We start from the raw sequence: 25,810 nt of genomic DNA on the forward strand, positions 1-25,810 counted from the left end.
GTTAGGCGACCGCGTCGGCGATCTCTGCGCGGGTCACCCCCAGGTGGTTCATCGCGCGGATGTGATCGACCTTCTCGCGTGTGAGTCGATCCTTGTCGTAACTCATACTGAGCCAAACTGACCCACTGCGCGGTAAGCGGTTGCGCGCGAGACGCCGAACCGTGAGGCAACCTTGGCTGCGCTCTGGTCGCCGCGATGAGCCATCGCGAGAGCGAGGTCACGCAACCGATCGTCGCTGAGCGCAGGGCGACGACCGAGTTGTGTGCCATTCGCACGTGCGGCGTCAAGACCCTCTCGGACACGAGCGCGAATCAGCGATCGCTCGAACTCCGCGACCGCACCGAGGAGCGTGAGCAGGAGCTTCGAGGTGGGAGAGGAGGGGTCAATGTCGAACGACTCGGCAGCGCTTCGGATCGCGATGCCGTCATCCGCAAATACCTCTACGGTGCCGACCAGTCCGGTGACCGAACGTGCGATGCGATCCAGGCGATCGACGCAGACGGTGTCCCCGCGTCGCGCGTAGGCGCGCAACTCCATCCACCCGGAGCGCTGCTCGACCGGGGTCGATCCTGAGACGCCGATATCCTCGAACCACCGCTCGATGCCGAGGGCGCTTAGTGCAGCGCGCTGACTGTCAGTTGTCTGTTTGTCGCTCGTGCTCACGCGCAGGTAGGCGAGGTGTGCCATCTCACAATCCCCTTCGAGCGCATTCCGAGACGCTCATAGATGTGAGACGACTTGTGAGACAGAAATGCGATCGTGTCAGGTTCGACTACTCGGTACATTCCGCCTGTCGCACATACATTTGTTTCTGCGACGCCGCCTCGCGGTCATCATGGTCGGAAGATGTCGGAGCGCCGGGTTAGCTTGAATCCATGTGGATGCTCGCGACCGAACCCCCTGCCGACCTCGTCCCAACGTGGATCGAGGCGATCGCGACCCTCGTCGGTGTCGTCGTCGCTCTCGTCGCGATCGTCTTCACCGTGGTGCAGTTGCGACTCACTGCTCGACAGATGCGTGACACTGCGATCCAGGAGGCGAAGAATAGCGAAGCTCGCACGCGTCCGTATGTTGGGATCGAGATCGTTCCGGGTATCGCAGGTTCGGGCTCGATGGACATCATCATCGAGAACCACGGCAAAACCACTGCTCGGAACATCAAAGTCAGCCTGGTCGACGACACCTTTCAAGCTCAGTCAGAAGGCGACGAGATCGGCGAAGCGCTTGGGCGGCTGTTTGCCACAGGCTTCGATCTCGCTCCCGGAGCGCATCGCCGCGTCTTCTGGCAGTTTCCCGCCGACGAGAACTCATCGCCGCGAGGTCACATGGGCACACCAGTCGCTGCTGGCATCGCGTTCTCTTATGAATGGGTTCCAGGGGACGAGCGACCGGTGCGGCGCTACGAAGACTCGATCCGGTACGACTTGACCGAGTACCCGAAGTTGATCCCGCTCCCTGGGACGGGTTCTACCGCACAAGGCTCATCGTCGGACGCTCAGAATAAGAACCTGCTGAACGTTTTGCGCGCGATCGCGGCGAACGTTGCTGAGATCAGGCGATAGCGGGGCAGTATCTTGAACAGATGTCGGATAGCCCACTTGCGATCTGCCCGCGCTGCGGCGCGATGGTGCAGGTCTACGAGTCGGGCGCTGGTCTCTACCTCGGTTGCCCGGAGGTCGGTTGCTCGTGGATGAGCACTCCGATCAACCTCGAACCCGGAGACGGCGACATCGAACCGATCCTTCGTGAGATTGAGCGCATGGAACAGGAAGACCCCGACGCAACGTAGCGCCGGGGTCATCCTGCCCTCGTGGTGGCTTACGCGGTCTGGCGACGGCGGATCATGTAGACCCCAGTGGCTCCGAAGAGCGCGAGGAGTGCGACGCCACCGACCCAAAGAGCAGGGGTAGAGTCTCCGCCCGTCCAGGCGATGGTGCCGTCGCCCTTCACGCTCAGGGTCTCGTCCGGCTCACCGCACTCGCCGGTGCTCACCGTGCGACCCAGGGCGTCCTTGGTCGTCTCGATGAAGTACACCTTCGTGTTGGTGCCGAGCTTCTCCGGCGTGAACTTGGCGGAGTCGATCTCCAGGTTCTCAGCCATGCCGCCCGTCAGGGGCTCGCTCGTCCACTCGAAGACCTGGGTCTCGGCGGTGCAAGCCTCGGTGACCGGAGTCGTGTCCGAAGCCTGGTAGCCGACGATGGTGACCGTAGCGCCCTCCGGCACGTAGCCGTTGAGGATCGCCTTGTCCCAAGCCTGCTCGCCGGTGTCGACCGTCTGGTCGCCGTTGTCGGTCTGCGCCTTGGTGGTCACATCGACGATCACTGCGGACTCCTCGGCGATGCCGCACTCACCACGGTGGATTTCGATGGACTCGCCATCCTCCGGGTTGTACGCCAGCGTCTCGACCCACAGGTACTTGCCGAACTCCTCGGGAACGAAGCTCTCGGAGGTGAACTCGCCCTCAGCGGTGACGCGGATTGCCTCAGCGGTCGTGAAGACCGGCTCGGCGTCGCAGACCCACTGCAAGTTGTTGGCACCCGGCTCCGTCGAGGGCTCGAAGCCCTCGGGGTAGTCGATTGCCCACTCGCCGGTCTCAGCGTCCTTGACGACGGGAACCTTGTACGCCTCGAAGGTCAGGTCGTAGCCCGACTCAGCGATCGGTCCGGTGACCGTCGCCACGTCAAACAGACCGGGCTCCTCGCCGAGCTTCGCAGCAGGCTGCGCCTGCGTGGTCACCTCGGGAACGACGACCTTAGTGGTCTCGTTCGGCAGACCGCAGATTCCACGGCTGACTTCCTCGCCACCGGGCGTGGTCACGACCTCGACCCAGTGGTACTCGCCCTCGGGCTGTGCCGGAGCGTTCGGGGACTGGTAGGTGCCCTCAGCGTCGATCGTCTGCTGGGTGCTCGTCCAGAGGAGGTTGCCCGCCTCACAGACCCACTCGCCTGCGTCGTTCTTCGTTGCCTCGTAAAGCTCGAAGTGCAGGTCGAGACCATCGGTCGGGATGCGACCGGTGACCACAGCGGTGTCCCAGATCGGGTCGCCCACGGGAACGTCGGTGCGTGCGTGGGTCGTGACGACCGGGGCGACGACCTTCGTCATCTCAGCGGGGATACCGAACTGGTCAGCCCAGTCGAGCATGTAGCCCTGGAACTCAGCGGGCTGCGAACCCTCGTTGATCTCCCAGACCCACACGACGTAGCCCTCACGCGCCGGAGCGGTGAACGGCGTCGGGTTGTCGTAGGTGCCGGGACCGGTGGCGACGATCTGGGACGTACCCAGAACCTCGGCTCCAGCCGGAACCTCGTCGGAGATCGCCGGAGCGTCCTCACCCTCGACGAAGTATGCGGTGCCGTCGAAGGTGACCGGCACGCGAGCGCCGTCCGCCTGAATCCAGCCACCGGACGAACCGATGGTCAGCGAGTCGCTGACCTCGTCGGTGATGGCGACCTCAGCCTCGGGAACCTGTGACACAGCGACGATCTTCGATGGCGAGATCGTGGACTCGATCGTCTGCGCGAAAGTGTCGGTGAAGCTGTAGTCGGCGGGCATGTAGGTCGCGACCTCGGGTGCCTGGTCAGCCGATTCGATAGACCACTGCCACGAATACCAGCCTGGCTCCAGAGCACCGATCTCCGCGTCCGCTTCGTAGGTGCCGGGTCCACTCAAAGTGACCGGGATGTCGGTCGCAGCGACGGGTGCCCACGACGGTGCGGTCGGGCTCTCGTCGGGCAGAGCGAGGAACGGACCGTAGAGCGTGCCGCGAGCGTCGACAGGAACGTATTCCCCACCCGTGCCCTGCGGCCACGGGTTCGCAGCCGGATCGGTCGGGTTGGCGATCGTCGCGAACAGAGTGTCCGTGAAGGTCTCACCCTCGGCGATGAACACCGGAGCCTCGGTGGACACAATCGCATCGAAGATGATGATCGGTGCCACCGATCCTGCGCTGAGATCGAACGTCGCGGGTGCCGGTGAGCCGACCGTCGCGGTTGTCTGACCGTCCGAGTGAAGAATCCGGACAGACTCGCTGTAGCCGCTTCCGAGCACGGTAGCCGTGCCGGTCGCGGAGATGTCGTATGTCGGCTGACCGGCATCGACGGACGGCGAGTAGTTGCCCGTAATGGGGATGCGAAGACCATTGGTCGCGTTGACCGACATTGTGTTCGTCCCGGTCGCTGTGAAGACAGCGCCAGTCAACGTCAGCACGGTGTCCGCGTTGGCTACACCGGCGAGGTTGACGACGAGTTCTCCGTCGCGATAGTTCGTCATCTACGGAATGCGCAACCGGATCGAGATCGCGAATGTCGTCGCTGATGCGGGCGGAGATCGCGCGATCCAGGTGGTGCGACACGAAATCGCCCACGCAATCGCGTACCGTGCGGGAAATTGCATGGACGCTGGGCTGAACACCGAGATCACTGCTCAGTACGTCTCGATGAAAATTTGGGGCTTCTACGTGGATAACTACCGTGCCCCGACTGCCGCTGAGAACGACGCGCTGCGCGCCGTCTGCGGCTAGTCCCTATAGACAGCTCTGAGTGGTGTCAGAGCCGAGACCCCGTCCCTGCACTCTCATCCTTGGTGCAGCCAGGCGGGGTCTCACCCTTCTCAGAAACGGAACTCATCATGCGCAGGATCGGCTCCTGGATCATGCAGAACGACCTCCGCTTCCTCGTCGCTGTGGGCGTCGCGATCCTGCTGCTGGTCGTCATCGTGCGACCACTCTTCTGGGGTGGTTTCACTGCCACCGAGGGTGCGATCTACGAGCGCCCCGCGACCGTCTCGCAGGACGTGGAGGATCGTGCGCTGGAGCACGCGCTCCTGCTCGTGTATGAAGTCGAGATTCGCTTCGATGCTGAACGTGTGTGCCCTTCCGACGCGGACGCCTGCGTTCGCGACATCGACCCGCAGATCATTCACCTCGATCAGAGTCTCGGAGAGATAGCGCTCGACCAGCCGGGACTCTTCGTGACGATCGTGATCCACGAGGCGGCTCATGTCTACGACCTTGAGCACGATCTTGACCTGGCACCGTTCCGCGAGTTCGACGACATCATCGAACCGCGCGAGGTCTTCGCGGACTGCGCGGCTCAGGCGATCGTGCTGATTGCTGATCCGAGTTACCTCGAATGCCCGGAGGAAGGTCGACTTCTCGCGCTCGACATACTTGGCATCGAGAGCGTCCGGCTGGGGTGGGTCGGCGACCGCATCTCACTCGACGTGCGTCGCTGAGGATCGAGTAGAGCTAGGCAGCCGTCGAGGTCATCTTCCGGCTGTCGAACCAAGCGCGAACGTCAGCGCGGCGGTAGCGAATGTCGGTGCGGCTGAGCTTGAGGAACGGGGGAGTGCTTGCCCCTCCGAGAAAGCGCATCTTTGCGAGCCGCTGCCTGTTGAATCCGAACTCCTCGCAGACCTCGTTGATGCTCATCAAGTCGTCCATTTGGTGTCCCTTTCTTCGTGGTCGCGCTCATCATGGTCGGGACATGAGTGGATCGAAGCGGGGTTGGGCGAAGTCTTCGGAATCGGACACATTTTGGACACGCCACTACGGAATCGAGGGGAATCGAGGAAGCTCAACCGGACTCAGGAAGCCCGGAATCTCGCGGAACTGGGCGAGAAAGTACCCCACGGATAGTGCTACGAAAGCCCTCTCACGGCGGTAACGCGGGTTCGAATCCCGCTGGGGTCACCACAGAGAAAAAGGCTCCGACCATGTGGTCGGGGCCTTTTTCGTGTCTCGGTTTCTTGCGCCTCGGTGGCGCGCCCGCGCGGCTCCGGGCCTGAACCCGTCTCAGTCCTCGCTCGCGGCGCGGCGCCGACGCACCAGGCGACGCGTCCCCCAGACCACGGCGAAGACGACTCCCGCGACGGCGATCCACGGCAGCAGGAACCCCAGGCCGATGACGACGCCGTTCAGCGTCGCGACGAGGCCGTTCCAGCCGGCGATGAGCCCGTCGCCGAAGCCGGCGGGGTCGGCGGTGACGGATGCCGCGGGCTCGGTCAGTTGCACGCTCAGCGTCGACATCGCCACCTGCGACTCGACCGACTGCAGCACCTGCCGGTCGCTGTCGAGTTGCGCCTGACGCTCCGCGAGTGCGGACTCCGCGGTGATGAGGTCGGACACCGATGCCGCTTGGGCGAGGAGTTCGGTGAGGCGCGCCACCGAGGCCTCTCCGGCCGACACCCGGGCACGCAGGTCGACGGCTTGCTCGGTCACGTCGGAGCGGGTGACGCTCGTCGCCGTGACCTCGCCGACCTCGCGGAGGCCGTCCATCACCGAGGTGAGGGTGTCGGCGGGTACGCGCACGGTGATCCAGCCCGACGACGTCGGTGACACGGCGGCGGAGCCGTCGATCGGCAGGCCCATCGCCCCACCGCCCAGCTGGGACGACTCGACGTATCCGCCGACGCTCGTCGCCGTGGCCGAGATCGTGTCGATCGCCGCGGTGAGATCGTCGACCTCCACGGTGCTCGACCCGGTGGCGACGATGTCCCGGGTGCCGGCGTCTCGAGTGCCCGCGTCGAGTGCGACCGAGGAGTCTCCCGCTGCGCCCGACCCCGCGGCCGCCTCCTGGCCCGGGGCTGCGGGCGCACTGTCGACACTTCCGGCGTCGAACCGTTCGCCGGCCCACGGGGCGCCCTCGGCCGCGCCGGAGCCGGCCGCCGCAGACCCGCCGGAGCTCTGGGAGGTGGTCAGGGTGGGGCCGACCACGGCCGCGATCACCACGACGGCGGCGGCTGCTCCGACCCCCGTCCAGATACCGCGACGGCGTCGACGCACGCGGTCGCGCTCGTGGCCGATGCGCGCGAAGACGGCGTTCTCGATGGCATCCACGCGATCCGCGGGAAGCGAGGGCAGGGTGGGGCTGGTCATGGGGTCTCGGTCTCCATCGCGGTGGCGCGTACCCGGGAGCGGATACGGGAGAGGCGGTTGCGCACGGTGCCGTGGGATACGCCGAGCTCCGCGGCGGCGGCCTCGTAGCCGTACCCCTCCGCGGCGCACAGGCGGAAGATCTCGCGGTCCAGCTCGCTCAGGCGGTCGACGGCCGCGAGGATGGCCGCCACCGTCTGGGCCTGCACGACCTGCGCCTCGACGTCGACGGCCGCGGGGATCTCGTCGTCCAGCGCCGCGTGCGATCCGTGGCGCCGACGCGCCCGCAGGCGGTTCTGCGCCTGCAGTCGGCACACCGTCGCGAGCCAGGGGAGGAGCGACGCCCCCTCCAACCGCAACGACGGGATCTTCCGCCACGCGACGACGAACGTCTCTTGCACGACGTCCTCCGCGTCGCTCGCGTCGCCCACCAGGCCGAAGGCGATCCAGTACACCGGACGCGCGTACGCGCGGTACAGCTCGCGGTACGCGACCTCCGACCCGCCGGCGGCGCGCGCCACGAGGGCCCTGTCGTCGATGACGTCGTGGGTCATGGCATCCGTCCCGCTCCCGGTCGATTCCCGTGAGCACTCTCTCACTGAGAGGTGTCCGCCCGCGCGTGATCGTCTCGCATCCGGTGGGGACGAGGGGCGGGGCCGGAGCCGGGCACCCGATAGAATCGAGCGTTTCCCCGACGAAAGGCCCCGCCATGGAGCTGCAGCTCGACCCCGTCTTCCAGACGGTCACTCTGGTGGTCCTGGTGCTGATCCTGGTCGCCGACCTGCTCATCATCCTCAAGCGCCCGCACATCCCCGCGGCGAAGGAATCGACGCTGTGGGTCGTGTTCTACGTCACGCTCGCCCTGATCTTCGCGGGTGTGCTGTGGATCGTCGCCGGGGGAGAGGTCGCCGGGCAGTTCGTCGCCGGGTGGTTGACCGAGTACAGCCTGTCGATCGACAACCTCTTCGTGTTCGTGCTGATCATGGGGCAGTTCGCCGTGCCCCGGCGCTATCAGCAGGAGGTGCTGATGGTGGGCATCATCATCGCGCTGATCCTGCGCGGGGCGTTCATCCTCGTGGGCGCCACCATCATCGAGAACTTCAGCCCGATCTTCTACCTCTTCGGCGCCTTCCTGGTCTACACCGCGATCCGCCAGGCGTTCCCCGGCTCCGAACACGACGGCGACTCGCAGAAAGAGAACCTCATCGTGCGGACGCTGCGCCGCGCCCTGCCGATGAGCGACGCGTACGACGGCAAGAAGATCGTCACGCGCGTCGACGGCAAGAAGCTGTTCACCCCGATGATCATCGTCTTCGTCGCGATCGGTGTCACCGATCTGCTGTTCGCGATCGACTCGATCCCGGCGATCTTCGGCATCACCCAGAGCCCGTTCATCGTCTTCACCGCGAACCTCTTCGCGCTGATGGGGCTGCGCCAGCTCTACTTCCTGCTCGGCGACCTGCTCGATCGCCTCAAGTACCTGCACTACGGGATCGCGTTCATCCTGGCGTTCATCGGCGTGAAGCTCGTCTTCCACGCGATGCACGTCAACGAGCTGCCCTTCCTCAACAACGGCGAGCCGATCGAGTGGGCGCCCGAGATCTCGACGTGGGTGTCGCTCGCCGTGATCATCGTGTCGATGGCGGTCGCCACCGTCGCCAGCCTGATCGCCGCCCGTCGCGAGCCCGCCGCCGTCGGAGCACAGGATGCCGTCGCCGACGAGAAGGGCACCCCGACGACGGTGGAGCACCCGGAGCGCGACTGACGTTTCGCCTCGCACGCCCTCCTGGGCACACACGTCAGCCCCGAGGCGGGCGTGTCCCACTTCGTGCAGGTGAACGCCGGTCTTTCTGCACCAAGTGGGACATCACGCGCGAGGCTGGGGCGGCGCTCTGTGGCGTGTCCCACTTTGTGCGGGTGGGTGACTGATTTCCTGCACGAAGTGGGACACGGTGTCGCGCCGGGGCGCTCAGAACGCGCGGAGGTTCGCGTGCAGGCCGCCGTCGACGTACTCCTCGCGCAGAATGCCGCGCCGACGCAGGATCGGGACCAGGTCGTCGAGCACGCGGTGCACGGTGACCGGGTGCAGGTCGCCCCACAGCAGCACGCCGTCGTTGCCCCAGGTGCCGAGCTCTTCGATGCGGTCGGCGAACTCGTCGGCCGTCCCCACGAAGCCGCTGCCGTCGTTCAGTCGTCCGAGGCGTGCGTGGGCGCCCAGCAGTGTGCGCAGCGGCGCGTCGTCGTCGTGCTTCCCGACGAGTCGCCGGATGCTGCCCTCCGACACGTGCTCGCCGAAGATCGACCGGTCCAGCGGGCGGTCCAGATCGAGGGCCGTCAGATCGGTCTCGAGGTCGCTCGACTGCTTGCGGGCGATCGCGATCAGCGCCTCGTCGTCGGGGTGGGCGGATGCCGCGACCAGGCGGTCGGCTTCTTCCGGCGACGACACGAGCACGGGTTGGATGGCGAACAGGATCTTGATGTCGTGGGCCGAGCGCCCCGCGGCTTCCGCCGCGGCGTGGATGCGTCCGCGGTAGGCGCGGATGCTCGCCTCGTCGAGGGGGGCGAGCGCCAGTTGCACATCGGAGTTGTGCCCGGCGAACGACAGGCCCCGCCCGGATCCGCCGGGTGACACGATCGCCGGCTCGCCGTCGGTGAAGGGAACGGCGTTCAGCGGACCGTCGAAGCCGAAGTGCTCGCCGCGGTGACGCGTGGCGTGCAGTTTCGTCCCGTCGGCGTAGACGCCGCTGCGCTCGTCCTCGACGAGCGCGCCTTCACCCCAGCTGCGCCAGAGGTCCCGGATGCCGCTGAGCCACTCCTCGGCGCGGTCGTAGGCCGCGTCGTGTCCGAGCTGCGGGGCGGGGGAGAAGTGCCGGGCGCTGCCGGTGTCGGTCACCACGTTCAGCCCGAGGCGGTGCCCGCTCAGGTGCTGAAGGGTCGCGAACTGCCGGGCGGCCGTGTACGGCAGGTACGCCGCCGGGTTGACCGTGGGCACGACGCCGAGGTACCGCGTGGCGGCGAAGAGGTAGGGGGCGAGCAGCAGCGGATCGTGCTTGGGGCCGCCGAACGCGTGGCGCACGCGGAGGTCGATGGTCTCGGCACTGCCCAGCGAGGGGGCGTCTTCGATGATCAGCAGATCGAAGCCCGCCTGCTCCAGGGTGCGGGCGGAGTCCTGGTAGAGCCCGGGCTGCGTCCACCGGTGGTTCCACCGCAGGTAGGGGTGGCCCCACCCGTGGGGGCCGAAGCCGCGGGCGAGGAACCAGCCGAAGTGCTGCAGACGGCTCACAGCACGACCACCTCTCGCTCGACGTCCGACGAGAGCCCGGCGAGACCGTCGAGCGCCTGAGCGAGGTCGGCGAGCAGGTCGTCGATGTCTTCGATGCCGATCGAGAAGCGCAGCGTGCCCGGGAAGACCCCCGCGCGCTCGCGCTCGGCGACCGTGCGCGCGGCGTGCGAGGTGCTCTGCGGGTGCAGCACGAGCGAGCGCACATCGCCCAGGTGGGTCATGTGCGTGATCACCTCGACCGATTGCACGACGTGGCGGGCCGCTTCGAGACCGCCGCGGAGGGTCACGGTGAACACCGAGCCGCTGCCGCGGCGCAGGTAGCGCGCACCGAGCTCGTGGTGCGGGTGCGATGCCAGGCCCACGTGGTCGACGCGCTCGACCTCGGGGCGCTCCTGGAGCCACCGCGCCACGGCGAGGGCGTTCTGCGACTGCCGCTCGACGCGCAGGCTGAGGGTCTCGATGCCCTGGCCGATCAGGAAGGCGTTGAGCGGCGACGGCGAGGGACCGAACCGCGGGGCGACGCTCTCGCGGATGTAGGCCCCGCGCGCGCGTCCGCCGTGCTTCTCGGCGTAGCTCGCCCCGCCCAGGCGGTCGGTCTGCACGAGGTGGGGGAACCGGTGCCCCGAGGCCGCCGCGTCGAAGCGTCCGTCGTCGACGATGACGCCACCGAGCACGGCCCCCTGGCCGGCGAGGAACTTGCTCGCCGAGTGCACGACCACGGCCGCGCCGTGCTCGAGGGGCCGCAGGAGGTACGGGGTGGTGAACGTGCTGTCCACGACGAGGGGGATGCCGTGCTGCCGCCCGATCGTCGAGACCGCGGCGATGTCGAGCACGTCGTTACGGGCGTTGGAGAGCGTCTCGGCGAAGAAGGCGCGCGTGCGCGGGGTGATGGCATCCCGCCACGCGTCGAGGTCGGAGGCGTCGACGAAGGTCGTCTCGATCCCCAGGCGGGCGAGGTTGTCGAGCAGGAGCCCGCGGGTGCCCTCGTAGATGTGCTCCGACACGACGACGTGATCGCCGGCGCCCGCGAGCGCGAGCAGGGCGACGGTGACGGCGGCCTGTCCGCTCGAGACGAGCACGGCCTGGTCGCCGCCCTCGAGAGAGGCGAGACGCTCCTCGACCGCCTGGACGGTGGGGTTGCCCGTGCGGGTGTAGCCGAAGCCGGCGCCCGTGCCGAAGTGCTCGGCGGACTCGTCGAGATCGGTGAATGTGAAGCCGGCCGTCAGGTAGATCGGGAGCGCGCGCGGCGACGCGGACACGGTCGAGGCGCCCACGTGCACCTGTCGGGTCGAGAATCCCGGTTCTGCGTTCGCGGCCATGCGGCACGCTCCTTCCTGCGGCGTGTCGACAGGCTTTCACGCGGGGCCGGGGAGCGCCCAAACGTGCGGCGCCGTGTTACGTCGTCGACGCCGCGCGTTCTCGCTCCCGCGCCGCCGACGGCCTCGCGATCGACGCCGGCGGCGACGGCTGTGCCGGTGTCGCCGGTGGTATCGTGGCGAGGTGCGGATCGCCGGCCTCCTCCTTAGCGGCCGCGACGAGACCTTGTTCTAGGCCTATCTCGTCGCGGAGTTCGTCGCGGGCCTCACACCCCTCCCGAGGAGAAACGCAAACCATGAGCAGCGCATCGATCGACGGCATCCGCATTCCGGATCGTCCTCGCACCCTGGCCGAGAAGGTCTGGGACGACCACCTCGTCGTCAAGGGCGAGAACGGCCAGCCCGACCTCATCTACATCGACCTGCACCTCGTGCACGAGGTCACCAGCCCCCAGGCCTTCGACGGTCTGCGCGCCGAGGGCCGGCCGGTGCGCCGGCTCGATCTGACGATCGCGACCGAGGACCACAACACCCCCACCCTCGACATCGACAAGCCGATCGCCGACCTCACCAGCCGCACGCAGATCGAGACGCTGCGTCGCAACGCGGCCGAGTTCGGCGTGCGCCTGCACTCCCTGGGCGACAAGGAGCAGGGCATCGTGCACGTCGTGGGCCCGCAGCTCGGCCTCACCATGCCCGGTGTCACCGTCGTCTGCGGTGACTCCCACACCTCCACCCACGGGGCGTTCGGGGCGATGGCGTTCGGCATCGGCACCAGCGAGGTCGAGCACGTGCTCGCCACGCAGACGCTTCCGCTCAAGCCCTTCAAGACGATGGGCATCACCGTCGAGGGCGACCTGCGCCCGGGCGTCACGGCGAAAGACATCATCCTCGCGATCATCGCCAAGATCGGCGCCAACGGCGGCCAGGGCTACGTGCTCGAGTTCCGCGGCAGCGCGATCCGGTCCCTCTCGATGGAGGGGCGCATGACGATGTGCAACATGTCGATCGAGGCCGGCGCCCGCGCCGGCATGATCGCGCCCGACGAGACGACCTTCGCCTACGTCAAGGACAAGCCGCACGCGCCGCAGGGCACGGACTGGGACGAGGCTGTCGCGTACTGGCGCACGCTCCCGAGCGACGAGGGTGCGGTGTACGACGCCGAGGTCTTCCTCGACGCCGCCGACCTCGAGCCCTTCGTCACCTGGGGCACGAACCCCGGTCAGGGCGTGTCGCTGTCGGACGTCGTGCCGACCCCCTCCGACATCACCGACCCGAACGAGCGCGCGGCCGCCGAACGGGCGCTGGAGTACATGGATCTGGCGGCGGGCACCCCCATGAAGGACATCCCCGTGGATGCCGTGTTCATGGGCTCGTGCACCAACAGCCGCATCGAAGACCTGCGCGCCTTCGCCTCGGTGATCCAGGGCCGCACCAAGGCCGAGAACGTGCGCGTGATGGTCGTGCCGGGCTCCGCGCGCGTGCGCCTCGAGGCCGAGGCCGAGGGCCTCGACAAGGTCTTCATCGACTTCGGCGCCGAGTGGCGCTTCGCCGGGTGCTCGATGTGCCTCGGCATGAACCCCGACCAGCTGGCGCCGGGCGAGCGCTGCGCCTCGACCTCGAACCGCAACTTCGAGGGACGCCAGGGCAAGGGCGGCCGCACGCACCTGGTGTCGCCGCTCGTCGCCGCGGCCACCGCCGTGCGTGGCACGCTCTCGAGCCCCGCCGACCTCGACGCGATCGCGAGCGACGGCACCCTGATCACCGGCGGTGCCGCCCGAACCGATGAGACCGTTTCGACCGGGGCGGAGGCCTGACATGGAGAAGTTCAGCACCCACACCGGTGTCGCCGCCCCGCTGAAGCGCTCGGCCGTCGACACCGACCAGATCATCCCGGCGGTCTACCTCAAGCGCGTCACCAAGACGGGCTTCGAAGACGCCCTGTTCGCCAACTGGCGCCAGGATCCCGAGTTCCTCCTCAACCAGGACGCCTACCGTTCGGCATCCGTGCTCGTCGCCGGCCCCGACTTCGGCACCGGCTCGAGCCGCGAACACGCCGTGTGGGCGCTGCGCGACTACGGGTTCAAGGTGGTGCTGAGCCCCAAGTTCGCCGACATCTTCCGCGGCAACTCGGGCAAGCAGGGCCTGGTCACGGGCGTGATCACCGAGAACGAGGTCGAGCGCATCTGGGCCGCCATCGAGGCGCAGCCCGGTATCGAGATGACCGTCGATCTGCAGGCCAAGACCGCCACGGTCGGCGACCTCCAGGTCTCGTTCGAGATCGACGATTACACTAGGTGGCGGCTTCTCGAAGGGCTCGACGACATCGGGCTCACGCTGCGTGACGAAGACAAGATCACGCAGTTCGAGGCGCGCCGCGAGGCATGGCGGCCACGGACCCTCCCGGTCCGCTGAATCCGATCGACCCGATCGGTTCGATTCGCCGCCCCTCGTCCACGAAGTGAGGTCCACCCCCCTATGAGCACACTCGTCACCGATTCCGCAGATCAGAACCCCGGACAGCCCGACTGGGAAGCGGCCGAGACCCTCACGATCCGCGGCGGTCGCCCGCTGCGCGGCACCGTCGAGGTCAAGGGGGCCAAGAACCTCGTCACCAAGGCGATGGTCGCAGCCCTTCTCGGCGGCACCACCAGCACGCTGCGCGACGTGCCCATGATCAGCGACGTGAAGGTCGTGCGTTCGCTCCTCGAGGTGCACGGCGTGACCGTGACCGAGGGCGACGAAGAGGGCACGCTGCACCTCGATCCCTCGGGCGCGGTCGCCGCGCACTTCGAAGAGATCGACGCGCACGCGGGCGCCTCGCGCATCCCGATCCTGTTCTGCGGACCGCTGCTGCACCTTCTCGGCGAGGCGCTCATTCCCGACCTCGGTGGATGCCGCATCGGCGACCGTCCGATCAACTTCCACATGGACGCGCTCCGCGCCTTCGGTGCGGTCGTCGACAAGAGCTACGAGGGCATCCGCATCACGGCCCCGAACGGCCTGCACGGAGCGAACATCACGCTGCCGTACCCGAGCGTCGGGGCGACCGAGCAGGTGCTGCTCACCGCGGTCCGCGCCAAGGGCGTGACGGAGCTGCGCAACGCCGCCATCGAGCCCGAGATCATGGATCTCATCGCGGTGCTGCAGAAGATGGGCGCGATCATCTCGTACGAGCCCAACCGCGTCATCTTCATCGAGGGCGTCGACAAGCTCGACGGCTACGACCACCGCGCGATCTTCGACCGCAACGAAGCCGCATCCTGGGCGTGCGCGGCACTGGCGACCGACGGCGAGATCTTCGCCAAGGGCGCCCGCCAGCAGGACATGCTGACCTTCCTCAACGTCTTCCGCAAGGCCGGCGGATGGTTCGACGTCCGCGAGGACGGCATCCTGTTCCGTCGTGGCGAGTCGCTCAAGCCCGTCATGGTCGAGACCGACGTGCACCCGGGCTTCATGACCGACTGGCAGCAGCCGCTCATCGTGGCGCTCACCCAGGCGTCGGGAACCTCCACCGTGCACGAGACCGTCTACGAGAACCGACTCGGTTTCACCGAGGCCCTCAACAAGATGGGCGCCGACATCGTCGTGCACCCCAAGGGGCTGTCGAGCGCCGACCGGCGCGTCCCGCGTCGCGATCTCGAGCAGGCGGCCGTCATCAACGGCCCGACGCCCCTGCACGGGGCCGACGTCGAGGTTCCCGACCTGCGCGGCGGCTACAGCTACGTCATCGCCGCGCTGGCGGCCGAGGGCGAGTCGACGGTGCGCAACATCGGCATCATCCGCCGCGGCTACGAGAAGTTCCTCGAGAAGCTCACCGCTCTCGACGCCGACTTCCGCGTCGTGGGGTGACGCGCGTGGCCGCTTCCTCCGAGAAGAGCCGCCCGAGTGCCTTCTGGCCGCTCGCGGCGATCATCGTCCCGATCACGGGTCTGTTCGCGCGGATCGAGATCCGCGGGGCCGAGAACCTCCCTCGCGAGGGCGCGTACGTGATCGCTCCCAACCACAACTCCGAGTTCGACCCCGTGATCGTCGCGGTCGCCGTCTGGCGGCTGGGTCGGGCCCCGCGGTTCCTGGCCAAGGAGAGCCTCTTCAGGGTCCCCGTGCTGGGTGCCGCGCTGAAGGCCACGGGCATGGTGCCCGTGCCCCGCGCGTCGACCAGCGCGAACCAGTCGATGAAGGCCGCCGAGCAGATCGCGCGCGACGGCCGCGGTGTGATCGTCTACGCCGAGGGCACTCTCACGCGCGACCCCGACCTGTGGCCGATGCGTGGCAAGACGGGAGCCGTGCGCCTGGCCCTCGCCGCCGATCTGCCGCTCATCCCGATGGCGCAGTGGGGCGTGCAGCAGATCCTGCCCCGCTACGGCAAGCTGCGCTTCCCCCGGCGTTCGCACGTCATCGTGGAGTTCGGTCCGGCCATGGACATGAGCGAGTACCGGGCAACCCCGACGCACCCGGCGACGCTCACCCGAGCGACCGACGCGATGATGAATCGGATCACGGCCCTGCTCTCCGGCATCCGGGGTCTTCCCGCCCCCGCCGAGCGGTGGAACCCGTCGCAGCACGGGCAGAACGAGACGGGGCGCCTTGAGCCGTAGGAATGCGCCACCCCTCGCCGGCCCCAAGGTCGCCGTCGTCGGCGCCGGGAGCTGGGGGACCACCTTCGGCAAGATCCTGGCCGACGGGGGAGCCTCGGTGGTCATGTGGGCCCGACGCGCCGAGCTCGCGGCCGAGATCACCGAATCGAAGCGCAACAGCCGCTATCTCGCCGGGATCAACCTGCCGCGCACCATGACGGCGACCACCGACCTCGCCGAGGCGCTCACCGGCGCCGAGCAGATCTATCTCTCGGTTCCCAGCCAATCGCTGCGCGAGAACCTCGCCGCCATCAAGCCGCTCGTGCAGCACACCGACGTGCCCATCGTCTCTCTCATGAAGGGCGTCGAGAAGACGACCGGGCTGCGCATGAGCCAGGTCATCGCACAGGTGCTCGAGTGCGACCCGGCGCGGATCGCGGTGGCATCCGGCCCGAACCTCGCCCTCGAGATCGCGCGCGAGCAACCGACCGCGGCGGTCATCAGCTCGCTCAGCCCCGAGACCGCCGAAGCGGTGGCCCGTCGTGCGCGCAACCGGTACTTCCGCTCCTTCGTCAACACCGACGTCATCGGCACCGAGTTCGGCGGAGTGCTGAAGAACCTCATCGCCGTCGCCATCGGCATCGTCGACGGCGTCGGCTACGGCGAGAACACGAAGGCGTCGATCATCACGCGCGGCCTCGTCGAGATGACCGACTTCGCGGTCGCCCAGGGCGCGCAACCCGAGACGCTCCAGGGTCTCGCGGGCCTCGGCGACCTCATCGCGACGTGCCAGTCGCCGCTCAGCCGGAACAACACCGCGGGGCGCCTGCTCGGTCAGGGATACGGCTACAAAGAGGTGGTCGCGCAGATGCAGCAGACCGCCGAGGGGCTGGCCTCGGTCGCCCCGGTGCTGCAGCTGGCGAAGCAGGTCGGTGTCGACATGCCCATCGTTCAGCAGGTGAAAATGGTGCTCGACGGCACCATGGACCCGCGCGACATCGCGCCGCACCTCACGACAGACGACGACCAGCCGCAGGGCGAGAGGACGCAGAATGACCAAACCGGTGGTGGTGGTGCTCTTCGGCGGGCGCTCCAGCGAGCATTCGATCAGTTCCGCCACGGCGGGCGGGGTTCTGCGGTCGATCGACCGTGAGCGTTTCGAGGTGATCCCGGTCGGGATCACCCGCGACGGCGCCTTCGTGCTCGAAGACGACGATCCCGACAAGTTCGCCCTGCGCCCCGAGGCCCTGCCCCAGGTGGTCGACAACGGCACCCGCGTGCGGATGCCCGACTCGACGCTCTCGCGGGAGTGGACGGTGACGGATGCCGATGGCATCCGGTCCCTCGGCGAGGTCGACGTGGTGATGCCCATCCTCCACGGCCGCTTCGGCGAAGACGGAACGGTGCAGGGCCTTCTCGAGCTGCTCGGCATCCCCTACGCCGGCGCCGGGGTGCTCATGTCGGCGATCGGGATGAACAAGAACGTCACCAAGCGCGTGCTGCGCTCGGCGAACGTCCCGGTCGTGCCGTGGGTCGCGGTCACGCGCGCCGACCTCGCCCGCGACCGGGCGCTGTGGGAGCGCCGCATGCGCGCCCTCGACCTTCCGGTGTTCGTGAAGCCGAACCAGGCTGGCTCGAGCGTCGGCGTCACGAAGGTGTCGCGCTGGGAAGACCTCGATGCGGCGCTCGAGACCGCCTTCGCCGAAGACGTCCTCGCGCTCGTCGAGCAGACCATCGTCGGGCGCGAGCTCGAGTGCGGCGTGCTGCCCGGGCGAGACGGGGGAGCGGTGCGCGTGAGCGTCGCCGGAGAGATCGTGGTCACGGGGCGCGAGTTCTACGACTTCGAGGCCAAGTACCTCGATGCCCCCGGCGTCGATCTCGTGTGTCCCGCGGAGCTCGGCGACGGTGAGCTCGCCGAGATGCAGCGCATCGCCGCCCAGGCCTTCGAGGCGATCGGCGGGCAGGGCCTCGCGCGCGTCGACTTCTTCTACACGGGCACCGAGTTCTACGTGAACGAGGTGAACACGATGCCGGGCTTCACCCCGATCTCGATGTTCCCCACCTGTTGGATCGCCTCGGGTCTCACGTATCCCGACCTCATCAGCGACCTTCTCGACGCGGCGCTCGAGCGGGTCTGACGCGCGTCGACGGGCACCGGCCGGAGCGTCGCCGACGGGGGCGCCGCGCGCGGCGTGCGGTCGCGCCGTTCAGGGCGTCGGGGTCGGCGCGGGCGTCGCGTCCGAGACCGAGGTGCACACCGAACCGGTGGCGGGCAGGTACTGGCGGATGAGCGGGCCCAGCGCCTGGGCGACGTCGCCACTGCTCGCGATGTCGTAGTCGAGGAAGACCTGGACGGCGGGCTGACGCCCGAACGTCGTCAGGGTGTACCGGTTCTGGTCGGCCTGCGACTCGTCGACGATCCAGTCCACGCCGTCGAACGAGCGGCACGGCAGCGTCGAGGGGCCGGGGGCTTCGAGGCCGCAGGTCATGAGGATCGCGGCCGGGTCGCCCCAGGCGCCGGTCGCCTGCGCATCGGTCCAGCGGCGGTCCTGCCCCGAGATCGAGGCCGGCAGACGCGAGACGACCTCGGCGCACGCGGCGTCGTTGGCGAGCTTCGCGGGCTGCATCGGCACGGTCGTGCTGCACGCCGCGAGCCCCGGGATCAGGGCGACGGCGGCGAGGAGCGCGAGGGTCCGAGTTGAGCGGGGCACCCCTCCAGGCTAATAGCGTGGAGGGGTGACCGACGCCGAGACCACCCGTGAGACCACCGTGGGAGAGCTGTCCGAGGGGCAGATCCTGCGGGGCATCCTCGACCGCCTTCCGCCCTCGACGGCGCCGGTGGGTCCGGGCGACGACGCGGCCGTGCTCGCGGTGCCCGACGGGCGCGTGGTCGCGACGACCGACACCCTGGTGCACGGCCCCGACTTCCGGCTGGCGTGGTCGTCGCCCTTCGACCTGGGCTTCAAGTCGGCGGCCGTGAACCTCGCCGACGTGGCCGCGATGGGGGCGCGACCGATCGCGCTGCTCGTCGCCCTGGCGATGCCCGAGTCGACACCGGTCTCGTTCGTGCGCGGATTCGCCGACGGACTCGCGGCCGCGTGCGCGGAACTCGCCCCCGGCTGCGCGGTCGAGGGCGGCGACCTCACGGTCTCGGACACGCTGACCATCGCGGTGACCGCGCTCGGCAGCCTCGACGGTCGGGAGCCGGTGCGCCGATCGGGCGCGCGGGCGGGCGACGGTGTCTACGTCATCGGCGAGCTCGGGCTCGCGGCGCGCGGCCTCGAGGTGCTGTTCGGGCGGTTCACCGACGCCCAGGGCGCGCCGCTGCCCGTCACCGACGACACGCGCGCGGCGCTCAGCGCCGTCGACGCCCTGGCCCTGTCGCGACAGCTCGCTCCGCGCCCGCCCCTCGCCGAGGCTCTGCGCGCGGCCGACGCGGGGGCGACGGCGATGATGGACGTGTCGGACGGCCTCGCTCTCGACGCCACCCGCCTGGCCGACGCCTCCGGCGTGACGGTGGCCTTCGACTCCGCCACCCTGGGCGAGAACCCTGCCCTCGCTCTCGCGGGCGGGGAGGACCACGGCTTCCTCGTCACCTTCGCCCCGGATGCCGAGCCGCTCGGTCATCGCGTGGGAACCGTCGTGCCGCGCGGTGCCGACGCCGTCACGGTGGACGGCCGCGCGTGGACGGGGCGCACCGGCTGGGATCCCTACCGCGATTGGGACGCGGGTCGCGGCTGATCACCGCCGCCGTCCGGGGCCAGTGGGCCGTGTCGTCGTCGGCGCGGGCCGGCGACTCCCCGCACCAGCCCGGGAGCGCCGGCGTCAGAGCGTCGGTCGGCCCCACCACATGGTCGTGTCGCCGTAGGCGCGGTCGCGCTCGGCCTCGAGGCCGGCGGCCGCCCAGTCGGGCGCGGTCGAGCGCGTGGCCCGCTCGACGATGACCGTGGCATCCGCGCTCAGACGGGGCGCCAAAGCGACCAGTGCCCGGGTCAGCTCGTCGTCGCCGAGGTCGTAGGGCGGGTCGAGGAAGACGAGGTCCCACTCGGCGGTGGATGCCGACAGGAACGTCGTCACGTTCGCGCGGTGCACCCGCGCGGGGGCGGTCACCCCGGCCGAGCGCAGGCGGTCCGCGTTCGTGCGGATCAACGCGGCCGCGGGGGCCGACAGCTCCACGAGATCCGCGGAGGCGGCTCCGCGGCTGAGGCTCTCGAGCCCGAGGGCCCCGGAGCCGGCGTACAGGTCGGCGACGCGGGCGTCGTCGAGCAGCCCCGCCGACTCCAGCGCGCCGAACAGCGACTCTCGAACGCGGTCGCTGGTGGGGCGGGTGCCCTTCGGGGGGACGTCGAGGACGGTGCCGCCGCCGCGGCCGGAGATGATGCGCGTCACGGTCTCAGCCTAGGCTCCGGCGCGGCCGGTCACCGCGCGCGTATGCACAGCCCCGTGCGGCCGGACGACGGTGTCGGCGGCTCTCCCTAGACTCGGAGCATGCCCGCTCTCACGCTCGCCTCCCGTCTCGACGGTGTCATCGGCGGCAAGACGGCGGCCGCGTTCGATCGCGCGTTCGGCATGAAGACCGTGGGCGAACTCCTCGAGCACTACCCGCGTCGCTATGCCCGACGCGGCGAGCTCACGCCGATCGCGACGCTGCCGCTCGGTGAGCCCGTGACCATCGTGGCCGAGGTCGTGAGCGCGAGCGAGCGGCGTATGCAGAACCGCCGCGGGTCGCTTCTCGAGGTCGTGATCAGCGACGGCGACGGGCGCATGTCGCTGACCTTCTTCAATCAGCCCTGGCGCCTTAAAGAGCTCACCCCGGGTCGCCGGGGCATCTTCTCGGGCAAGGTCGGCGAGTACCGGCGGCAGACGCAGCTCACCAACCCCGACTACGAGCTGTTCGACGACATCGCCGAAGCCCGGGCCGAAGCCGAGGTCACCGCCAAGCGCCCCATCCCGATCTACCCGGCCACCAGCTCGGTCCCCAGCCCCCTCGTGCAGAAGACCATCTCGCTCGTGCTCGACGCCGTGGGCGACATCGACGATCCGCTGCCCGACGACCTGCGGGCGCGCCGAGGGCTCGTCGACGCCCGCACGGCGCTCGAACACATCCACCGGCCCGAAGACGACGACGACATCGCTCCGGCCGTGGCGACGCTGCGCATGCACGAGGCCTTCGTGCTGCAGACCGCCCTCCTGCAGCAGCGGCAGTTCGTGCGGGCCCTGTCGGCCACGAAGCGTCCCGCCGCCGCGGGCGGGCTGCTCGAGAGGTTCGACGCGATCCTGCCGTTCGAGCTCACCCCCGACCAGCAGAGCGTGGGTGCCCGGATCGCCGCCGACATGATCGGCGACTGGCCGATGAACCGGCTCGTGCAGGGCGAGGTGGGGTCGGGCAAGACGCTCGTCGCCCTGCGGGCGATGCTGCAGGTCGCCGAGTCGGGCGGGCAGTCGGCACTCATCGCCCCCACCGAAGTGCTCGCCGCTCAGCACCTGCGCTCCATCGCCCGCATGCTGGGCCCCGAGCTCGCGCCCGAGCTCATGCCGACCCTGCTCACCGGCCAGCTGCCCGCCGCCGAGCGCCGCAAGGCCGCGCTCCGGGTGGCCTCGGGGCAGGCCCGCATCGTCGTGGGCACCCACGCGCTGCTCAGCGCCCGCACGACCTTCGCCGAGCTGGGCTTCGTCGTCGTCGACGAACAGCATCGCTTCGGTGTCGAGCAGCGCGAGGCACTGCGCTCCAAGGGCGAATCGCCGCACACGCTCGTGCTCACGGCGACGCCGATCCCGCGCACCGTCGCCATGACGGTGTTCGGCGATCTCGACGTCTCGACCATCCGCACCATGCCGGCCGGGCGTGCCGGCATCCAATCGTTCGTGGCTCCGCTGGCCGAGAAGCCCGGGTGGTTCGCGCGGGTGTGGGACCGGGTGGCCGAAGAGGTGCGTCTCGGACGCCAGGCGTTCGTCGTGTGCGCGGCCATCGATGCCGAACAGCTCGCCGCCGACGAGAAGACCGACGAACCCGCCGACGCCCCGGCCGCGGCGGCCGCCGCCGAGAGCGGCCGCACCCGGTGGGGCGTCGTGCAGGTCGAAGAGATGCTGTCGCGCATGCCGTCGTTCGCGGACATCCGCGTGCAGATCCTGCACGGCAAGCTGCCGGCCGACGAGAAGGACGCGGTCATGCAGGCCTTCGCGCGCGGCGACATCGACGTCCTCGTGGCCACAACCGTGATCGAGGTGGGCGTCGACGTGCCGAACGCTTCGACCATGGTGATCCTCGAGGCCGATCGCTTCGGGGTCTCGCAACTCCACCAGCTCCGCGGACGCGTGGGCCGCGGCGGGGTGCCGGGCCTGTGTCTGCTGGTCACCGAGGCGTCTCCGGGTTCGTCATCGCGATCGCGTGTCGAGGCCGTAGCGAGCACGCTCGACGGCTTCGCGCTGGCCGAGGTCGATCTCGAGCTGCGGGGCGAGGGCGATGTGCTCGGCGGGGCGCAGTCGGGCGTGCGCTCGTCGCTGCGACTGCTGCGCGTGGTGACCGATGCCGATCTCATCACCGAAGCCCGCGCCGAGGGGGAGCGGCTGCTGGCCGACGATCCGACGCTGGAGCGGCATCCCGGTCTGGCGGCCGCGCTCGAGCGCCGCGTCGGCGTGGAGGAGCGGGCGGCGCTCGCGAAGTCGTGACGGCGCGGGCCGGGTGCGGGGCGTCGTCGGTAGGCTGACGGCATGAACCCCCGGATCGCCGTCGTCCCCGGCTCATTCGACCCGCCGACCCTCGGTCACCTCGATGTGATCCGCCGCGCGGCGGGGCTGTTCGATCAGCTCCACGTGCTGGTCGTGCACAACCCGGGCAAAGAGGCGATGCTGCCCCTCGCGCAGCGGCAGTCGCTGCTGGAGCAGTCGATCTCGGAGGCCGGGATCGAGGGCGACGTCATCGTGGCGGCCTGGAGCATGGGGCTCCTGGTCGACTACGCCACCGAGGTCGGCGCCCGAGTTCTCGTGAAGGGCATCCGTTCGCAGGTGGACGTGGCCTACGAGACCCCGATGGCGATCGTCAACCGCGACCTCGCCCACGTCGAGACGGTGTTCCTGCTGCCCGATCCCTCGCACGCGCTCGTGTCGAGCTCGCTCGTGCGACAGGTCGCGGGGCTCGGCGGCGACGTGTCGCCGTACGTCCCCCCGGCCGTCGCCCGTTTCCTCGACACCGGGGCACGCGGGCTCTGACCGCGGGTCCCACCGGTCCGCGGCGGGTCGCGACGCGGCATCCGGCCCGTGTTCAGGGGCGCGCGGGTAGCATAGACGACCGTGAGAACCCGCCGACCCGGTCCCTTCCAACTCCCCGTACGTGACATCGAGCACCACGCGGGAGAGATGCGCGAGCACAGCCTCGACATCCCCGCGCCCGAGAAGTGGGGTGAAGGACTCGTCTCGATCCCCGAGGCCGAGCCCCTCGAGATCGAGGTGCGTCTGGAGTCGGTGCACGAGGGCATCCTCGTGTCCGGCACCGTCGACACCACCGCCACCGGCGTGTGCGGCCGATGCCTCATCGACATCGAGGAGCCTGTCGAAGTCGAGTTCCAGGAACTTTTCACGTATCCTGGGAACGAAGCGAGTGACTTCGACGTTCAAGACGACCACGTGGATCTTGAAAATCTGGTCCGGGACACCATTGTCCTGTCGCTTCCGTTCCAGCCGGTGTGTCAGCCGGACTGCCCCGGGCTCGACCCGAATACGGGCGAGAGGCTGACGGAAAGCACCGGCGACACGGAGCAGACGTCCGTTGATCCTCGATGGGCTGCGCTCCAGCAGTACACCCCAGACGACGGCGATGCGCTCCGCGCCGCCCCCAAGACAGAGAAGAGCTAGCCATGGCAGGTAACCCCCCGAAGCGGAAAGTCTCCCGCTCGAACACCCGCTCGCGCCGCGCGCAGTGGAAGGCCGAACCCACTCCGCTGGTGAAGACCATCGAGAACGGCAAGGTCGTCTACAGCCGCCCCCACCAGGCCAAGGTCGTCACCGACTCGCAGGGCACCGAACTCTTCATGGAGTACAAGGGCCGCAAGGTCGCCGACGTCTGATCGTCGCCCGCGACGAGACACTGCGACGCGAAACACTGTGACGCGAAACACCGTGACGCGAAACACCGTCGGGCGCTCAGCGCTCACCGAGAAGCTCGGGGTCCACATCGACCCCGAGCTTCTTTCGCTTGCCCTGACCCACCGCTCGTTCGCCTACGAGAACGGCGCCATCCCGCACAACGAACGTCTCGAGTTCCTCGGCGACTCGGTGCTGGGCCAAGCCGTGACCGTGCGGCTGTTCACCCGGCATCCGGATCTCGACGAGGGAAGCCTCGCCAAGCGACGCGCGAGCGTCGTGTCGACCGTGGCCCTCGCCGAGGTGGCGCGCACCATCGGCCTCGGCGATCACGTGCGGCTCGGCCGGGGCGAGATCCTGACCGGCGGTCGTGATAAGGATTCGATCCTCGCCGACACCATGGAAGCCGTGATCGGGGCGACGTTCCTCTCGGCGGGACCGGATGCCGCCACCGACATGGTGCTGCGCCTGGTCGAACCGCTCTTCGCCGACCCCGAACGCTACGGCGCGGCGATGGACCCGAAGACGAGTCTGCAAGAGATCGCTGCGCGGCTGGGGCTTCCGGCTCCCGTCTACGGCGTCGAGGCGACCGGGCCCGACCACGACCGTCGCTTCACGGCCACCGTGACCGTCGGCGAGGTCGTGACCACGGGTGCCGGGTCGAGCAAGAAGCAGGCGGAGATGGCCGCCGCCCTCACCGCCTGGCGCGAACTCGACGCGCGTGCCTGAACTCCCCGAGGTCGAGGTCGTCCGCGCGGGACTCGAACCCGCGGTCACCGGCGCCGTCATCGCGTCGGTCGACGTGCGCGACGAACGCGCCCTCACCCGGCACACCGGGGGAGCCGCGCACTTCGAAGCCGAGCTCACAGGTCGCCGCATCTCGTCGGCGGTGCGCCGGGGCAAATTCCTGTGGATGCCGGTCTCCGACACCGAGGCCATCGTCACCCACCTGGGCATGAGCGGTCAGATGCTGCTTCGTGTTCCCGGGGCACCCGAAGAGCGCCACGAGCGCATCCGCATCGAGCTCGAGCACCCTGCGCACGGGCCGTTGTCGGTGGTCTTCGCCGATCAGCGCACGTTCGGATCGCTCGCGGTCGACACCCTCGTGGACACCGCCGACGGCGCCGCGGCGGGGCGTGGATCCGACCTCGCCCGGGTGCCGACGCAGGTGGCCCACATCGCCCGCGATCCCCTCGACCCCGCCTTCCGCGCCGATCGCTTCCGCGCGCGCCTGGCGCACACCGCATCGGGCATCAAGCGCGTGCTGCTGGATCAGACCGTGGCCAGCGGCATCGGCAACATCTACGCCGACGAGTCGCTGTGGGCCGCGCGCATCCACCCCGAGACCGCGGCGTCGGCTCTGTCGACCCGTGCCGTGAACCGTCTGCTGGCCGAGGTGCAGGCCGTGCTCGAGAAGGCCCTCGCCGAGGGCGGCACGAGCTTCGACGCGCAGTACGTCAACGTGAACGGGCAGGCCGGGTACTTCGCGCACTCGCTCAACGCCTACGGCCGCACCGGTCAACCGTGCCCGCGATGCGGGCGCCCGATCGTGCGCGTGTCGTTCATGAACCGCTCGAGCCACTTCTGTCCGTACTGCCAGCGCGTGCGGTGAGCGACCCGCCGGCGCCCGGTTCCCGCGCGCCGCGGTTCGCGGGACGCGCGGGAACCTCTCCCGGTCGGGCGG

General features: G+C 69.1%; 27 protein-coding genes. 18 read left to right on the plus strand and 9 right to left on the minus strand.

What is annotated here, in order from left to right:
- Nucleotides 1–102 precede the first annotated feature (102 nt).
- Nucleotides 103–687 carry a recombinase family protein gene (locus ASG45_RS09945; RefSeq protein ID WP_055836545.1) on the minus strand — a complete coding sequence of 195 codons (585 nt, stop codon included), beginning with the start codon at nt 685–687 and terminating at the stop codon, nt 103–105.
- 188 nt (nt 688–875) lie between these two features.
- On the opposite strand from ASG45_RS09945, the gene ASG45_RS09950 reads away from it, so the two are divergent.
- Both ASG45_RS09950 and ASG45_RS16205 read left to right on the plus strand, forming a co-directional pair.
- Nucleotides 876–1,562, plus strand: coding sequence for a hypothetical protein (locus ASG45_RS09950; RefSeq protein ID WP_055836549.1), 687 nt, complete (start codon nt 876–878; stop codon nt 1,560–1,562).
- Nucleotides 1,563–1,582: 20 nt separating this feature from the next.
- A complete protein-coding gene (locus ASG45_RS16205; protein ID WP_156459426.1) occupies nt 1,583–1,789 on the plus strand; it encodes a hypothetical protein in 207 nt (68 codons plus the stop codon).
- 29 nt (nt 1,790–1,818) lie between these two features.
- On the opposite strand, the gene ASG45_RS09955 is transcribed toward ASG45_RS16205, so the two are convergent.
- Nucleotides 1,819–4,269 (minus strand): hypothetical protein, encoded by a 2,451-nt coding sequence (locus ASG45_RS09955; protein WP_055836552.1) that lies wholly within the window; start codon nt 4,267–4,269, stop codon nt 1,819–1,821.
- Between the two features lie 7 nt (nt 4,270–4,276).
- Between ASG45_RS09955 and ASG45_RS09960 the strand changes: the two genes are divergently transcribed.
- Both ASG45_RS09960 and ASG45_RS09965 read left to right on the plus strand, forming a co-directional pair.
- A complete protein-coding gene (locus tag ASG45_RS09960; RefSeq protein WP_055836554.1) occupies nt 4,277–4,519 on the plus strand; it encodes a hypothetical protein in 243 nt (80 codons plus the stop codon).
- 131 nt (nt 4,520–4,650) lie between these two features.
- Nucleotides 4,651–5,232 (plus strand): hypothetical protein, encoded by a 582-nt coding sequence (locus tag ASG45_RS09965; protein WP_156459427.1) that lies wholly within the window; start codon nt 4,651–4,653, stop codon nt 5,230–5,232.
- Between the two features lie 13 nt (nt 5,233–5,245).
- On the opposite strand, the gene ASG45_RS09970 is transcribed toward ASG45_RS09965, so the two are convergent.
- The 3 genes from ASG45_RS09970 to ASG45_RS09980 form a co-directional block, all read right to left on the minus strand.
- A complete protein-coding gene (locus ASG45_RS09970; RefSeq protein WP_055836561.1) occupies nt 5,246–5,440 on the minus strand; it encodes a helix-turn-helix transcriptional regulator in 195 nt (64 codons plus the stop codon).
- A 351-nt stretch (nt 5,441–5,791) separates the two neighbouring features.
- Nucleotides 5,792–6,874, minus strand: a complete 1,083-nt coding sequence (locus ASG45_RS09975) for a DUF4349 domain-containing protein (protein WP_055836564.1) — start codon at nt 6,872–6,874, stop codon at nt 5,792–5,794.
- A complete protein-coding gene (locus ASG45_RS09980; protein WP_055836568.1) occupies nt 6,871–7,425 on the minus strand; it encodes an RNA polymerase sigma factor in 555 nt (184 codons plus the stop codon). The genes ASG45_RS09975 and ASG45_RS09980 overlap by 4 nt, the downstream gene beginning before the upstream one ends.
- 155 nt (nt 7,426–7,580) lie before the next feature.
- On the opposite strand from ASG45_RS09980, the gene ASG45_RS09985 reads away from it, so the two are divergent.
- Nucleotides 7,581–8,636 (plus strand): TerC family protein, encoded by a 1,056-nt coding sequence (locus ASG45_RS09985; protein ID WP_055836571.1) that lies wholly within the window; start codon nt 7,581–7,583, stop codon nt 8,634–8,636.
- A 204-nt stretch (nt 8,637–8,840) separates the two neighbouring features.
- On the opposite strand, the gene ASG45_RS09990 is transcribed toward ASG45_RS09985, so the two are convergent.
- Together ASG45_RS09990 and ASG45_RS09995 are read right to left on the minus strand one after the other, a co-directional pair.
- Complete coding sequence (locus ASG45_RS09990) at nt 8,841–10,154, minus strand: LLM class flavin-dependent oxidoreductase (RefSeq protein ID WP_055836574.1); 1,314 nt, start codon at nt 10,152–10,154, stop codon at nt 8,841–8,843.
- On the minus strand, nt 10,151–11,473 hold the full coding sequence (locus ASG45_RS09995; protein WP_055836577.1) for an O-acetylhomoserine aminocarboxypropyltransferase/cysteine synthase family protein: 1,323 nt from the start codon (nt 11,471–11,473) through the stop codon (nt 10,151–10,153). The genes ASG45_RS09990 and ASG45_RS09995 overlap by 4 nt, the downstream gene beginning before the upstream one ends.
- A 293-nt stretch (nt 11,474–11,766) precedes the next feature.
- Here ASG45_RS09995 and leuC point away from each other — a divergent pair, with 293 nt between their 5' ends.
- From leuC to ASG45_RS10025, 6 genes are all read left to right on the plus strand, one after another.
- Nucleotides 11,767–13,287 (plus strand): 3-isopropylmalate dehydratase large subunit, encoded by a 1,521-nt coding sequence (gene leuC / locus ASG45_RS10000; RefSeq protein ID WP_055836580.1) that lies wholly within the window; start codon nt 11,767–11,769, stop codon nt 13,285–13,287.
- A 1-nt stretch (nt 13,288) separates the two neighbouring features.
- Complete coding sequence (leuD, locus tag ASG45_RS10005) at nt 13,289–13,885, plus strand: 3-isopropylmalate dehydratase small subunit (protein WP_055836584.1); 597 nt, start codon at nt 13,289–13,291, stop codon at nt 13,883–13,885.
- Nucleotides 13,886–13,948: 63 nt separating this feature from the next.
- Nucleotides 13,949–15,322, plus strand: coding sequence for a UDP-N-acetylglucosamine 1-carboxyvinyltransferase (gene murA / locus ASG45_RS10010; RefSeq protein ID WP_055836587.1), 1,374 nt, complete (start codon nt 13,949–13,951; stop codon nt 15,320–15,322).
- A complete protein-coding gene (locus ASG45_RS10015; protein WP_055836590.1) occupies nt 15,319–16,068 on the plus strand; it encodes a lysophospholipid acyltransferase family protein in 750 nt (249 codons plus the stop codon). The genes murA and ASG45_RS10015 overlap by 4 nt, the downstream gene beginning before the upstream one ends.
- Nucleotides 16,058–17,200 (plus strand): NAD(P)H-dependent glycerol-3-phosphate dehydrogenase, encoded by a 1,143-nt coding sequence (locus tag ASG45_RS10020; protein WP_055836593.1) that lies wholly within the window; start codon nt 16,058–16,060, stop codon nt 17,198–17,200. The genes ASG45_RS10015 and ASG45_RS10020 overlap by 11 nt, the downstream gene beginning before the upstream one ends.
- Nucleotides 17,100–18,185 (plus strand): D-alanine--D-alanine ligase family protein, encoded by a 1,086-nt coding sequence (locus ASG45_RS10025; protein ID WP_055836596.1) that lies wholly within the window; start codon nt 17,100–17,102, stop codon nt 18,183–18,185. The genes ASG45_RS10020 and ASG45_RS10025 overlap by 101 nt, the downstream gene beginning before the upstream one ends.
- Nucleotides 18,186–18,254: 69 nt before the next feature.
- On the opposite strand, the gene ASG45_RS10030 is transcribed toward ASG45_RS10025, so the two are convergent.
- Entirely contained in the window at nt 18,255–18,758 is a 504-nt protein-coding gene (locus ASG45_RS10030; RefSeq protein ID WP_055836600.1) for a DUF3515 family protein, read from the minus strand.
- A 25-nt stretch (nt 18,759–18,783) separates the two neighbouring features.
- Between ASG45_RS10030 and thiL the strand changes: the two genes are divergently transcribed.
- A complete protein-coding gene (gene thiL, locus ASG45_RS10035; protein ID WP_055836603.1) occupies nt 18,784–19,788 on the plus strand; it encodes a thiamine-phosphate kinase in 1,005 nt (334 codons plus the stop codon).
- 84 nt (nt 19,789–19,872) lie between these two features.
- Here thiL and ASG45_RS10040 read toward each other — a convergent pair whose 3' ends face one another.
- Nucleotides 19,873–20,436: an RsmD family RNA methyltransferase gene (locus tag ASG45_RS10040; protein WP_055836607.1), complete on the minus strand. Its 564-nt coding sequence runs from the start codon at nt 20,434–20,436 to the stop codon at nt 19,873–19,875.
- A gap of 99 nt (nt 20,437–20,535) precedes the next feature.
- On the opposite strand from ASG45_RS10040, the gene ASG45_RS10045 reads away from it, so the two are divergent.
- From ASG45_RS10045 to mutM, 6 genes are all read left to right on the plus strand, one after another.
- Nucleotides 20,536–22,716 (plus strand): ATP-dependent DNA helicase RecG, encoded by a 2,181-nt coding sequence (locus tag ASG45_RS10045; protein ID WP_055836609.1) that lies wholly within the window; start codon nt 20,536–20,538, stop codon nt 22,714–22,716.
- Between the two features lie 42 nt (nt 22,717–22,758).
- Nucleotides 22,759–23,256, plus strand: a complete 498-nt coding sequence (gene coaD, locus ASG45_RS10050) for a pantetheine-phosphate adenylyltransferase (RefSeq protein WP_055836612.1) — start codon at nt 22,759–22,761, stop codon at nt 23,254–23,256.
- 147 nt (nt 23,257–23,403) lie between these two features.
- A complete protein-coding gene (locus ASG45_RS10055) occupies nt 23,404–23,898 on the plus strand; it encodes a YceD family protein (protein WP_055836614.1) in 495 nt (164 codons plus the stop codon).
- A 2-nt stretch (nt 23,899–23,900) separates the two neighbouring features.
- On the plus strand, nt 23,901–24,110 hold the full coding sequence (gene rpmF / locus ASG45_RS10060; RefSeq protein WP_055836618.1) for a 50S ribosomal protein L32: 210 nt from the start codon (nt 23,901–23,903) through the stop codon (nt 24,108–24,110).
- A gap of 52 nt (nt 24,111–24,162) precedes the next feature.
- A complete protein-coding gene (rnc, locus tag ASG45_RS10065; protein WP_055837861.1) occupies nt 24,163–24,855 on the plus strand; it encodes a ribonuclease III in 693 nt (230 codons plus the stop codon).
- Nucleotides 24,848–25,738 carry a bifunctional DNA-formamidopyrimidine glycosylase/DNA-(apurinic or apyrimidinic site) lyase gene (gene mutM / locus ASG45_RS10070; RefSeq protein WP_055836621.1) on the plus strand — a complete coding sequence of 297 codons (891 nt, stop codon included), beginning with the start codon at nt 24,848–24,850 and terminating at the stop codon, nt 25,736–25,738. Before rnc ends, mutM begins: the two co-directional genes overlap by 8 nt.
- Nucleotides 25,739–25,810: the final 72 nt, after the last annotated feature.

This window comes from Microbacterium sp. Leaf436, assembly GCF_001424715.1.
Taxonomy (GTDB): domain Bacteria; phylum Actinomycetota; class Actinomycetes; order Actinomycetales; family Microbacteriaceae; genus Microbacterium.